The sequence below is a fragment of the Shewanella fodinae genome, assembly GCF_014651955.1.
Classification (GTDB): Bacteria; Pseudomonadota; Gammaproteobacteria; order Enterobacterales; family Shewanellaceae; genus Shewanella; species Shewanella fodinae.
The window spans coordinates 122,344-134,471 of the sequence record NZ_BMXW01000002.1 but is presented as its reverse complement, the minus strand read 5'-3'; the positions used below and the strand labels follow the sequence as shown (position 1 = coordinate 134,471).

11 protein-coding genes and 7 tRNA genes are annotated in these 12,128 nt (G+C 46.9%); 13 read left to right on the top strand and 5 right to left on the bottom strand.

Annotated elements, in window-relative coordinates:
• The first annotated feature begins 104 nt into the window (after window positions 1-104).
• Window positions 105-665, top strand: a complete 561-nt coding sequence (locus IE064_RS02805) for a YybH family protein (RefSeq protein ID WP_189616215.1) — start codon at window positions 105-107, stop codon at window positions 663-665.
• Window positions 666-670: 5 nt separating this feature from the next.
• Window positions 671-1,159, top strand: coding sequence for a YchJ family protein (locus tag IE064_RS02800; RefSeq protein WP_229799840.1), 489 nt, complete (start codon window positions 671-673; stop codon window positions 1,157-1,159).
• On the opposite strand, the gene IE064_RS02795 is transcribed toward IE064_RS02800, so the two are convergent.
• The 3 genes from IE064_RS02795 to IE064_RS02785 form a co-directional block, all read right to left on the bottom strand.
• Entirely contained in the window at window positions 1,148-3,328 is a 2,181-nt protein-coding gene (locus IE064_RS02795) for a putative bifunctional diguanylate cyclase/phosphodiesterase (protein WP_189616212.1), read from the bottom strand. The genes IE064_RS02800 and IE064_RS02795 overlap by 12 nt on opposite strands.
• Window positions 3,329-3,459: 131 nt before the next feature.
• Window positions 3,460-3,750 (bottom strand): DUF406 family protein, encoded by a 291-nt coding sequence (locus IE064_RS02790; RefSeq protein WP_189616211.1) that lies wholly within the window; start codon window positions 3,748-3,750, stop codon window positions 3,460-3,462.
• 70 nt (window positions 3,751-3,820) lie between these two features.
• Complete coding sequence (locus IE064_RS02785) at window positions 3,821-4,306, bottom strand: VC2046/SO_2500 family protein (protein ID WP_189616209.1); 486 nt, start codon at window positions 4,304-4,306, stop codon at window positions 3,821-3,823.
• 126 nt (window positions 4,307-4,432) lie between these two features.
• Between IE064_RS02785 and IE064_RS02780 the strand changes: the two genes are divergently transcribed.
• The 3 genes from IE064_RS02780 (at window position 4,433) to IE064_RS02770 (ending at window position 4,754) form a co-directional block, all read left to right on the top strand.
• Window positions 4,433-4,517 (top strand) — tRNA-Tyr (locus IE064_RS02780).
• Between the two features lie 37 nt (window positions 4,518-4,554).
• Window positions 4,555-4,639: transfer RNA gene (locus tag IE064_RS02775), tRNA-Tyr, on the top strand.
• A gap of 30 nt (window positions 4,640-4,669) precedes the next feature.
• Window positions 4,670-4,754 (top strand) — tRNA-Tyr (locus tag IE064_RS02770).
• Window positions 4,755-4,835: 81 nt separating this feature from the next.
• On the opposite strand, the gene queE is transcribed toward IE064_RS02770, so the two are convergent.
• Window positions 4,836-5,504, bottom strand: coding sequence for a 7-carboxy-7-deazaguanine synthase QueE (queE, locus tag IE064_RS02765; RefSeq protein WP_189616207.1), 669 nt, complete (start codon window positions 5,502-5,504; stop codon window positions 4,836-4,838).
• Between the two features lie 151 nt (window positions 5,505-5,655).
• Here queE and queC point away from each other — a divergent pair, with 151 nt between their 5' ends.
• A complete protein-coding gene (queC, locus tag IE064_RS02760; protein ID WP_189616205.1) occupies window positions 5,656-6,378 on the top strand; it encodes a 7-cyano-7-deazaguanine synthase QueC in 723 nt (240 codons plus the stop codon).
• Window positions 6,375-6,956 (top strand): rhombosortase, encoded by a 582-nt coding sequence (gene rrtA / locus IE064_RS02755; protein WP_189616203.1) that lies wholly within the window; start codon window positions 6,375-6,377, stop codon window positions 6,954-6,956. The genes queC and rrtA overlap by 4 nt, the downstream gene beginning before the upstream one ends.
• Before the next feature lie 63 nt (window positions 6,957-7,019).
• On the opposite strand, the gene uvrB is transcribed toward rrtA, so the two are convergent.
• Window positions 7,020-9,035 carry an excinuclease ABC subunit UvrB gene (gene uvrB, locus IE064_RS02750; protein WP_133040046.1) on the bottom strand — a complete coding sequence of 672 codons (2,016 nt, stop codon included), beginning with the start codon at window positions 9,033-9,035 and terminating at the stop codon, window positions 7,020-7,022.
• 900 nt (window positions 9,036-9,935) lie between these two features.
• On the opposite strand from uvrB, the gene IE064_RS02745 reads away from it, so the two are divergent.
• The 6 genes from IE064_RS02745 (at window position 9,936) to rsxB (ending at window position 12,117) form a co-directional block, all read left to right on the top strand.
• Window positions 9,936-10,011, top strand: a tRNA-Asn gene (locus IE064_RS02745).
• A 38-nt stretch (window positions 10,012-10,049) separates the two neighbouring features.
• Window positions 10,050-10,125: transfer RNA gene (locus tag IE064_RS02740), tRNA-Asn, on the top strand.
• A gap of 22 nt (window positions 10,126-10,147) precedes the next feature.
• A tRNA-Asn gene (locus tag IE064_RS02735) sits at window positions 10,148-10,223 on the top strand.
• Between the two features lie 26 nt (window positions 10,224-10,249).
• Window positions 10,250-10,325 (top strand) — tRNA-Asn (locus IE064_RS02730).
• Window positions 10,326-10,983: 658 nt separating this feature from the next.
• Entirely contained in the window at window positions 10,984-11,562 is a 579-nt protein-coding gene (rsxA, locus tag IE064_RS02725) for an electron transport complex subunit RsxA (protein ID WP_133040068.1), read from the top strand.
• Window positions 11,563-11,574: 12 nt separating this feature from the next.
• Complete coding sequence (gene rsxB / locus IE064_RS02720; protein WP_189616201.1) at window positions 11,575-12,117, top strand: electron transport complex subunit RsxB; 543 nt, start codon at window positions 11,575-11,577, stop codon at window positions 12,115-12,117.
• Window positions 12,118-12,128 lie beyond the last annotated feature (11 nt).

Here is a 12,128-nt window from a genome sequence, read left to right as displayed (position 1 = left end):
CCTTCAAATACGTCTAGATTACACACTTTGTTAAGAAATCAATCTTCTGATCGACCATGGCATCTATTATAGTTAGTCGCATTACACCTGATTAGACAGAACTGATGAGAATTATCCTGATAACGCTGGCGTTATTACTGTCTGTAGCAAAGGCAGGATGGGCTGCCACCGGCAATGATGCCGATGATGTTGCCCTGAATCAACATTATCAGCAATTTATCACCGCTTTTGCCGCGCTGGATACGCAACGATTAGTCACTATCTATGCCGATGACGCGACTTACATACCGGAACAACAAAATATTGGGATCGTTACTGGTAAAGCCAACATCATTGAACTTTATCAGAAATTCTTTGAGCGAATTCGTAAACGTAAGGCCCATATTGAAGTCGATTTTCGTTTGGTGAAAAGGTTGCTTAACGATAACTCAGCAACCGATGTCTGCTACTATCTGGTGCGTTTTTACCCACCAGCAGAAACCGAAGAACCGGTGAGTGAATTTGCGGGGAAAATGGTCACAGTTGCCGAGAAAAATCCGCAAGGTGTCTGGCAATGGAAAGTAGACATCAGCAACCGAGCAGATCCCAAACACTTTTTTGATGCGACGCCCAAATCCAATCTATATTATGGCAATCATCTGACACCGCTGACTAAAAAGCCGTAATAGTTATGATTGTTCAGCCCCAAACAATGGGACATGCCTGTCCTTGTGGCAGTGGCGCGACCTATGGCAATTGCTGTGCGCCATATCACCAGCAATTACGTGCGGCACCGACACCAGAAGCGCTAATGCGCTCGCGCTATTCTGCGTTCGTATTATGCTGTTTCAACTATCTTGAAGCCACGCACCATCCGGATTATCGCCACGGATTAACCGCAGCCGTGTTAGCCGAGGGACCGCATCCGCGCTGGCTATCATTACAGGTGCTAGAGAGTAGCCAACAGGCGAATCACGGTACAGTGCTCTTTAAGGCCTGGTTCGAGACTGACACAGGTTTAGATGCAATCTACGAACTATCTAATTTTCAGTGGGTGAATGGACAATGGTTTTATACTGAGGGCGAACAATATCAGGTGCAATTGCCAAAAAGAAATGATCTGTGTATCTGCGGCAGTGGTCGTAAATTCAAACACTGCTGCATCAGGTTAGTGAAGTAGTACTGAGCTGTCTGCCGTAATAAAACGGGCAAAATCAGCCTCCCGCAATGCCGGGCTATACAAGAAACCTTGAGCCTGATGGCATAAATTATCAGCGAGGAATTGTTCTTGCTCTTGGGTTTCCACACCTTCGGCCGTCAATGAAATATTAAGCGCCTTTGCCATCGCAATGATAGCGCTGACAATCTCCCGACTCTGGCGGCTGATATTAAGATCCGAGATAAAGGAACGGTCAATTTTAAGTTTGCTGATTGGAAACTGCTTCAGGTAACGCATGGAACTATAACCTGTACCAAAATCGTCAATTGCCAAGCCAACGCCTAAATCTGCTAATTCTTGACATAGGTTGGTGGCATAACGGATATCTTCCATCAATTCCGTTTCAGTAATCTCCAGGATCAGCGTTTTAGGCTTTAAACGATAGCGAGTCAACAAATCCCATACTTGTTCATACAGATTGCCACCAAAAAACTGCCGAGCCGAAACGTTGACGTGCATCGACATTTCAATATTACGATGCTGCCATAAATACAACTGCTTACAGGCTGCCTCCAAAACCCAACTGCCTATACTGTTGATGAGTCCCGTCTGCTCGGCGATATCAATAAATGCTCCAGGATACATAATACCGCGTTTAGGATGATGCCAACGGATCAAGGCTTCGGCGCCAATGTATGTCTGGCTTTGCAGATCTTTCAATGGCTGATAATACAGCTCAAACTGACGACCACGAATAGCTACGTTAAGATCCCGCTCAATTTCAGCATCATCCTTAAAGGCTTTAAGCAAGGTACTGTTAAAGATCTGAATCGCGGTGCCCTGTTTTTTCTTGGCGTATTGCAGCGCAATATCGGCGCAAGTCAGCGGCGCCACGGTTTCAGCTACTTCATCAATCGCCACTATCGCAACTGCCGGGCGAACGTCCACAGATTCGCGCCCTAAAGAGATGGGCATGCTCAACTGCTGATATAGGCGGCTGTAGCAATACTGCAGATCTTCTTGTGTTAATTCGGGCAATAATAAGCCGAACTCATCATTACCCACTCGCGCAGTTTCTGCGCCGCTATATAAAGCACAAAAATGTCGCAGACGACGACCAATCTCCACTAGCAAGTCATCGCCCTTACTATGACCGTAAGTGTCATTGTAACGTTTGAATCCCACCAAATTCACCAACAGCAGATAACCGCTGGTTGTGCGCTCAAGCATACGGTTGAAATAAGTGCGGTTGTACAGACCAGTGAGGTTACAGTGCCACGCCAGATGTTCCAGCTCAGTTTGGTGATAACGAGCATCAGTGTGATCTTCAGCCGTTACCAATACGTAATGATTGCCTCGACGAGTCTCAAATTGACTGGCATAGAACTTCAACCAGAACTGTTCGCCATTCTTGCGTTGTAAAAGGATTTCGTTGCGAACGACTTCTCCGCGACATAACTTATTCAGTACATCTTGAGCAACTTCCGGCGTTTGCCGAAAAAACGCTAGTTCTTTGATGTTGCGTCCAAGCAGTTTCTCACGAGGGATACCGGTAATCACTTCATGAGCAGCATTGACATACTCAATGGCTTCTGTGTGTAGATTTATTAATAGTGTAATCTGTGCTGATTTTTCAATCGCTGATTGAAACAGCGTTAACATCTCATCTTTATAGTAGGCGTCACTAGTTGCCCGAGTTAACGCTAGTTGATCTGCCACCTGACAAGCCAGATGCACCTCGGTATCACTCCAAGGACCAGACTCGACGTACCGTTCAAGACTCAGCACACCTTCTATATGACCATTGATCCTAACCGCCACTTCCAACGAACTTTTAATGTTATTGGGAAGAATATAATCATTGTGCAATTCGGCTAGGCGTTCATCTACTGCTGCATCAGCGGCGGCAATGTGTAGATGGTTGTGAAGCTCGGTGATGTAATTTGGTAGCGATAGTAGATTGGATGGGCGAACGGTTTTTTGCCTTGCCGACGCCCCAAAACTGGCGGTCTCAAATTGAATATGCTGATCCTTGGACCAAGACCAGACACTAGCGCGATCAATATGCAGATGCTCACAGAGCAGCTTGGTCGCCAAATCGGCAGTACCTGCAAAATCGCCCTGTTGCTTTGCTGTCGAATTTGTCAGCGACTCCAATAATCGCCAATACTGCCCACGATTAACGCCCATTCTTATCCAGCCAGATTTCAAGACTTAAATTCTTAAATTGTTGTTTTATAATTATCACGCATTGAGATTACACATTTAAGAATACCACAGCAATACCGATATATATTTACTTACACTTCCCGGGCGGCCACTTATGGCAAACTATTTTGCAATTGAAAAATCATCTTCTCTGCACTACAGCCAAACTCAAGTTGCAACAGCCAAACATTATCTTGCTCTGTTAAACGCACAATAACATCATTAAATCGCGCTTTGGCCTTATCAGCCAGCGCCTCAGCATCGGCTTTAGCCGCGTTCCCACTAAAAGGTAGTTGTAACAGTACATCACTTTCTTCGACTACGGCACCAATGTCCACAAAACTGCCGCATTCAGCACAGGTATCATTGACCAGATCGCTTTGTGCTTCTTTAATACTTTTCATAAGGCATCTCCTGAATGCACTATAACTCAACGATTATAGGCTGTTATGAGGAGGATTTCTGTGGTTCATTTCACGCAGCTTGTTGCCGTTCAACCGCTAAGCGCTGTTGTAGAATTAATTCCGGCAACTGGGGAGCTTCGGGCAGCAAGGGCAGTGTTTCGCCATTAAAACGCCGCTGCTCCAACAAACTGCAGTTTTCCAGCACTTCGGTGGTATCTAACGACCATTTCCCGCGACTCACTAACGGTTCTGGACGTAACACTTCAGCTAGGCGAAATGTTTCTGGGCCATCATTTAAAAAATAGTGAGCATTATCCGTTACAGCCTGCTGACTCAAATTCCCCAACAATGGTTGTGGCGTTGGTAATTCAAACTGCTGCCGCAGACGTTCGTCAGTTGCCAAGGTATCCTGCAGATGAAACTGCGGCCAATCGCGAGCATCCTGCGACAGCATCGACAATAATAGCCCAAAGTCCCCGCGCGCATTTTCTTCAACCGCATGGTTGAGGCGGGTCCCCAGTTGTAGTTCGTTAAGCAGTATCGGCTTTGATTGCATAAAAAAACATCGATTAAACAACCTGTTGTTATTTAATCGACCGAACTGCCACTAACTTTAGTGGTTTTTGCAAAATCGGGCTTTACATAAAAACGCTTTCTGTCTACTATTGCCGCCGCAATTTGAGGAGGGGTTCCCGAGTGGCCAAAGGGATCAGACTGTAAATCTGACGGCTCCGCCTTCGAAGGTTCGAATCCTTCCCCCTCCACCATGTTGCGCTGCCAATCAGCACTTTTGTGTGAGGTTGAGGAGGGGTTCCCGAGTGGCCAAAGGGATCAGACTGTAAATCTGACGGCTCCGCCTTCGAAGGTTCGAATCCTTCCCCCTCCACCATTTTCATCACAAAAGTAGCTCATTTTTCGGGGAGGGGTTCCCGAGTGGCCAAAGGGATCAGACTGTAAATCTGACGGCTCTGCCTTCGAAGGTTCGAATCCTTCCCCCTCCACCATTTATCCTTGCCAGTTGGCAACATTACCAACAACTTTCAAGCAGAACTCGACATTATCGCCATTGCAGTAATGCCAATAGGCTAATCTATTTGCAGATATTTATGGGTTTGTACTGAAAGCCGCCAATTGCGAGCAATACAGACTTTAATCGCTAAAGCGGTTGCATGGGATTTCTGACTGATAGGCTGCAGGCATACTACTTTGCCCGTCAAATCCACGCCCGCAAGCAAGGCATCCAATTGCTCGATATGGGTCGAGGTTGCCACCGGATGTTTGATCTCATTAGCGCGTTTTAGTGCCTGTGATTTGACGGCCAGCCCACCTTTCATGCCAATTTTTGGTGATACGGTCACCCAAGTCGAGTCACTGCACTTCACCTCGAAGGTGCCACTGGTTTCTAGCTGGGTGCTATAACCAGCGCGATTTAATGCTTGGGTGAGTTCTGTGAGGTCAAACAAGCAAGGCTCGCCACCGGTTAATACCACATGTTTGGCTGAAAAAGCTTTAGCAGTAAAAGCTGCGAGTAATGCTGCACTATTATACCAAGCCCAACGCCCTACACTGCCGTCCGTCTGTAATACTTGCTCTGGTGTAACTTCATTCTCGGGGAACTGTTCCCAAGTTTGGCGAGTATCGCACCAAGGGCAGCCCACCGGACACCCTTGCAAGCGGACAAAAATGGAAGGCAAGCCCGTATTGACCCCTTCCCCTTGAATGGTTTCAAATACTTCATTGACTGGATATAGCATAAAAGCGCCTCAAAAATCGCGGAGTGGGTGTCGGTCAATCGCGGGCGCTGTTATATAGCATTCATCTGCGAATGGCAAACATGTTGGCCATTAAGGAATTTGCAATATTTTGGGGTAAACTGTGGCCATTCTTTTTTGAGTGTATTTAAAAATGAGCATAACACAGCCTAAATCCACAACTCCGCGTAAAGCCATTATGGTGTTCAGTGGTGGTCAGGATTCTACTACGTGTCTCATACAGGCCCTTACCCAGTACGATGAAGTCCACGCGATAACCTTTAATTATGGTCAGCGCCATATTCATGAAATCGATATTGCTAGAATGCTGGCAAGCAAGCTGGGGGCAACCAGCCATAAAGTGATGGATGTCAGCCTGTTAAATGAACTGGCAATATCGGCACTCACCCGCGATAGTATCCCAGTTTCTACCGAACTGATGGATAATGGCTTGCCGAATACCTTCGTCCCCGGACGCAACATCCTGTTCTTGACGCTAGCGGGAATTTACGCCTATCAACTGGGGGCTGAAGCAGTCATTACTGGGGTATGTGAAACTGACTATTCCGGCTATCCCGATTGTCGAAACGACTTCGTCAAAGCGCTGGAATCGGCGTTAGTTCAGGGAATGGATCGACCGCTTCGATTAGTGACGCCGCTGATGTGGCTGAGTAAAGCTGAAACCTGGGCGTTGGCGGATAAGTACGGCAAGCTAGACTTGGTTCGGGATAAAACGCTCACCTGTTACAACGGCATTGAAGGCCGTGGGTGTGGCGAGTGTCCTGCTTGTAAACTACGCCAGCACGGTCTGGACGAATACTTGGCCAATAAAGAAGCGATAGCGCAACAATTGGCGGCCAAGAGTCCAAACGCATGAATTGGCGCGTTTCTCCGTGGCTGACAGTATTAACGGTTAGTGTGCTTTGCGGTGTGCTGCAATGGGCAGATGCCGCCGACATCATGGAATACCAGCGTCAGTTTATTGCACAAGGCCAATGGTGGCGATTATTGACGGGTAACCTGATACACACCAATCACTGGCATCTGCTGATGAATTTGGCTGGATTCTGGGTGGTGGTTTTTATCCACCGCATCCACTATGGCAACAGACATCTGGCCTGGCTGTTACTCACGTTATGCATCACCGAAGGATTGGGTCTTTGGATTGCGTTCCCAACGCTGAGTGCCTATGTTGGTCTCAGCGGCGTGCTACACGGATTATTTGCTTACGGCGCGCTGAGCGATATCAAAATTGGTTGGCGCTCCGGTTATTTGTTGCTTGTGGGGGTGATGGCAAAAGTCACATGGGAACAAACAATGGGCGCTAATGCAGAAGTCACGCAACTGATTGGCGCGCGAGTGGCAATAGAGGCTCATTTAGTAGGATTACTGAGTGGCATCGGTATTTTTCTGTTGGTGACGTTATACCAGCGGCAAAAACTCCCCACGTCATAACATAGCGCGAGGATAATCCCGAATCAGTAACAATGCCGGAGATAAACGCCGGCATTGCTTCTTTCAGGCACTGATCAATTGCCGCCTGAGCCCAGCAATCTGATCCCTGAGCGCTGCGGCTTCTTCAAATTCCAAATCGCGCGCATGCTGCAGCATCTGTTTTTCCAAACTATCTATTGCATGAGCCAGATCCGCGGCACTCTGTTTTTGATATTGTGTTTTAGGTTCAGCCACTTTTCGCCAAGACTGTCCCCCATGACCAGCTCGCTCCGTGTCGCCAATATCCATGACATCGGTGATCCGCTTCACCAATCCTCGAGGAATAATGCCGTGTTCTAGGTTAAATTGATGCTGTTTTTCACGACGACGCGCCGTTTCATCCATCGCTTTCGCCATGGATGGCGTTACTTTGTCAGCATAAAGGATCACTTTACCATTAATGTTACGAGCCGCCCTGCCTATAGTTTGGATTAACGAGCGCTCAGAACGCAAAAAGCCTTCTTTATCCGCATCAAAAATACACACCAAAGACACTTCTGGCATATCCAAGCCTTCACGTAACAGGTTAATGCCAACCAGCACGTCAAAAATCCCTTTCCGTAAATCCCGAATAATTTCAACACGTTCAACCGTTTCCACATCTGAATGCAAATAACGCACTTTAACGCCATGTTCATCAAGATATTCGGTAAGGTCTTCCGCCATCCTTTTGGTCAAGGTAGTCACCAGTACCCGTTCATTCACAGCTACCCGTTTTGCGACTTCAGACAACAGATCGTCCACCTGAATCGCGACGGGTCGAACTTCCACCTCTGGATCCAATAATCCGGTTGGCCGGACGACCTGCTCGGCAATTTCGCCGTCACAGCGTTCCATTTCATAAGTACCGGGTGTCGCAGACACATAAATTGTCTGCGGCATCAGCGCTTCAAATTCGTCAAATTTCAAAGGGCGGTTGTCCAACGCTGACGGCAACCGGAAGCCATATTCCACCAGTGTGGTCTTTCTCGAACGGTCGCCTTTATACATGGCCCCAATCTGCGGCACCGTCACATGTGACTCATCAATAATCATCAGGCCATCAGCAGGCAGATAGTCCAGCAAGGTTGGCGGACCTTCGCCGGGGCGTCTGCCAGACAAATAACGGGAATAGTTTTCGATACCGGAGCAGTAGCCAAGCTCCACCATCATTTCAATATCATATTGAACACGCTCGGTGAGACGCTGAACTTCCACCAATTTATTGGCATCCAGCAGCTGTTGCCGCCGTTGCCGCAACTCTTCTTTAATCTGTTCGGTGGCTGCAAGAATTTTTTCACGTGGCGTCACGTAATGGGTTTTAGGGTAAACCGTGGTACGAGCTAGGCGTTTACTGATGTGGCCAGTTAAGGGATCAAACATTGACAACTGTTCAATTTCGTCATCAAACAGTTCCACTCTAATTGCATCGCGCTCAGACTCTGCCGGAAAGATGTCGATAACCTCCCCCCGCACACGGAAAGTGCCTCGAGCCAGCTCAATATCATTACGGGTATATTGTAACTCGCTCAAACGTTGCAGAATATCTCGCTGCCCCATGATGTCGCCCTGACGCAGATGCAACATCATTTTCATATAGGAATCGGGATCGCCCAAACCATAAATGGCCGAAACCGATGCCACCAATACCACATCTCGACGCTCCAGTAGCGCTTTAGTCGCCGATAAGCGCATCTGTTCTATATGGGCATTAACCGACGCATCCTTTTCAATAAAGGTGTTAGTCGCTGGCACATAGGCTTCTGGCTGGTAGTAATCGTAGTATGAGACAAAATACTCTACAGCATTATGAGGAAAGAACTCTTTCATTTCGCCATAAAGCTGCGCCGCCAATGTTTTGTTTGGCGCCATAATGATGGTAGGGCGTCCTAAAGTCGCAATCACGTTGGCAACGGTGAATGTTTTACCGGACCCAGTCACCCCAAGTAAGGTTTGATGCGCCAACCCGGCCTCCAGACCTTCCACAAGCTGCGCAATAGCCGTGGGTTGATCGCCCGCGGGCTTATATTGAGAAACTAATTTAAACACTGGTTCGGACACGAATTTGTTCCCTCCGTTTTAACCCGTCATTGTATCCTCGCCATAAACGGCATGCCACCGATAACAGACATTTATCAATACAACTGAAGGCACAATAATAGCTAAAGCTGAAATTCAATAACGGCATGACTAACTGTCCTTGCTATGCATAAAATTGAGCCAAAGCACCAATTTAATGCACAGCGGTGCCTGATTACTTTCTTACAAATTGATTACAAACCCGCTCAACTTTTATTCCATCGCTTGACTTTTACAAGATGCTGTTTTTATTCGCTTTTATATTTTGTAGAGTTTTTTGGCAGATTTAAGTCCACCCCAGAAGCCTCAGGGGTTTGCCGCATATTTACCGGACAAACTCACAGGGTTATCCACAGATTCAGTGGATAACTGAATTCAGCCCAGTAACCATGCGGGATTGCCATTTTTCAACCTTACCCTTGCGCGAGCCCCACCCCATGAAAGTTAATTACATTTAAAATGTCCCCCTTAGAAAAGTGAGACACGGCTCACAAAATACACAGACAGTCATGCTCCAAAAATCGACCAAACAGTATTTTATTCGGTGCATTGCAATGCCTGTTTTTTGACGGTTGAGCAAGGGGGATGCATAGCATCGTTAGTGGTTTGCAAGACATCCGCAAAAGGATCTGTTTAGCAATCCCGAAATGATTGATTGCCGCCCTATTTAAATGCCGATACAAGGACAGATTTTCATCACTATGGATTTACCTTAGCTGTTATTTTTTAAGCATAATCCCGCTGTTTTCTATCAAAAAGTAATTGTATGAACATTTGATAAGCAATCAGCCCCGCAATTACGCTTTTTTTGTATTGCCGAGTTGACTCAACTGCACGAGCGATTTACTATGCGCTCCGTTCTTCAGCGATGCTAATTGCAATTCCCCTGTAGTTCAGTCGGTAGAACGGCGGACTGTTAATCCGTATGTCACTGGTTCAAGTCCAGTCAGGGGAGCCACGTTGAAGAATATATGCAAAATAAAATTTCTGTATCATTCCCCTGTAGTTCAGTCGGTAGAACGGCGGACTGTTAATCCGTATGTCACTGGTTCAAGTCCAGTCAGGGGAGCCATACAGCAATATTGAAAATTTGTTCCCCTGTAGTTCAGTCGGTAGAACGGCGGACTGTTAATCCGTATGTCACTGGTTCAAGTCCAGTCAGGGGAGCCATTTCAAATGCAGTTATCAATATCTGTTCCCCTGTAGTTCAGTCGGTAGAACGGCGGACTGTTAATCCGTATGTCACTGGTTCAAGTCCAGTCAGGGGAGCCATATCTACTTTGTTACACTTGTTGTAGACCCATACGCCATTTTGAATCGCTTGATTTAGTATCAAAGTACTTCTCACAATATCTTCGTTTTACCGGCCTCCTCGTTAAAAATTATCAGACTAATCTGGGCTATTTCTGTTTAACGTGGGTTCTGTTTAATCTGGGTGCCTCAACTCAATTCATCGGCGATGAGCACCATAACGTTACACACATAACATTATGATAAATAATATAAAATATTAAAACCTTGAATTACATCTACATCATTGTTGTTGCGACTGGTACTTGTGTGAACCAGCAAGACCGATAGCCTGATGATGTTTGCCATCAGAGCAACATGCTGGCATGGTGAGTCACGTCGCTTTTAATGTCCGCCGCCCTTGGTCATTTTTGCTGAGGGAACGCCCATTATCTATCTTGTCTGCTTATTCATTGAGTGCGGAACTGCAGCGCGAGTAGTCGAATTTTACGTTTAGCTTAAATCTGGGATAACTTGTCATACAAAGCACTGAGGTGTTGAGTTCACGGCTTTGGTTGCATCACGGCACCAAACTGAATTGCGATTGTCACAATCCTATTAACCCCTATATTTCATGTGTTGTTAATAACGGCTGAAACACCGATAATAACCGCCAAGAAATTGTAACGCTGTGAATATGATGAGTGATTATCTGCTGTTGCTGATTGGTACAGTACTGGTCAACAACTTTGTCCTAGTTAAATTTCTGGGTCTTTGCCCGTTCATGGGCGTATCCAGTAAACTGGAATCAGCAATCGGCATGTCGATGGCGACCACCTTTGTGCTGACACTTGCCTCGATTCTCAGTTATCTGGTGGATCAGTATCTGTTACAGCCTTTTGAACTGGGCTACCTGCGCACCATGGCGTTTATTCTGGTCATTGCGGTTGTTGTGCAGTTCACAGAAATGGTGGTACAGAAAACCTCTGCGAGTTTATACCGTGCCTTAGGTATCTATCTGCCGCTGATCACTACCAACTGTGCTGTTCTCGGCGTGGCACTGCTGAACATCAATGAGCAGCATAACTTTATGCAATCGGCGGTATATGGGTTTGGTGCCGCACTCGGGTTTTCACTGGTATTGATCCTGTTCTCCGCAATGCGTGAACGTTTGGCGGCTGCCGACGTGCCGCTACCTTTTAAAGGCGGTGCCATTGCGATGATCACTGCGGGTCTGATGTCACTGGCCTTTATGGGCTTTACTGGTCTGGTCAAGTAGAGTGAATTTTCCATGTTGATAGCTGTAGTTTTATTAACACTGCTGGCATTAGTGTTTGGCGTTGTGCTGGGATTTGCGGCCGAAAAATTCAAAGTTGAAGGTAACCCCATTGTCGACCAGATCGAAGCTTTACTGCCACAAACACAATGTGGCCAGTGTGGTTATCCAGGATGTCGCCCCTATGCTGAAGCTATTGCCAACGGTGAAAAAATCAACCGTTGTCCTCCTGGCGGTTCAGCCACCATGGAAAAGCTGGCAGATTTGATGGGAGTTGAGCCAGAACCGCTCACCGCCACCGCCGAAACTCAAGTAAGAAAGGTCGCTTTTATTCGCGAGGAGGAGTGTATCGGGTGTACCAAGTGCATCCAAGCATGTCCTGTTGACGCGATTGTAGGTGCAGGGAAATTGATGCATACGGTACTTGCCAGTGCCTGCACCGGTTGCGATCTATGTGTTGAACCCTGCCCGGTAGATTGCATTGAAATGCTTCCGGTTAAACAAGACTTGCGGACCTGGGACTGGCAACTCAATGCCATTCCGGTCAAGACGCTGTAAGAGGATTTTCC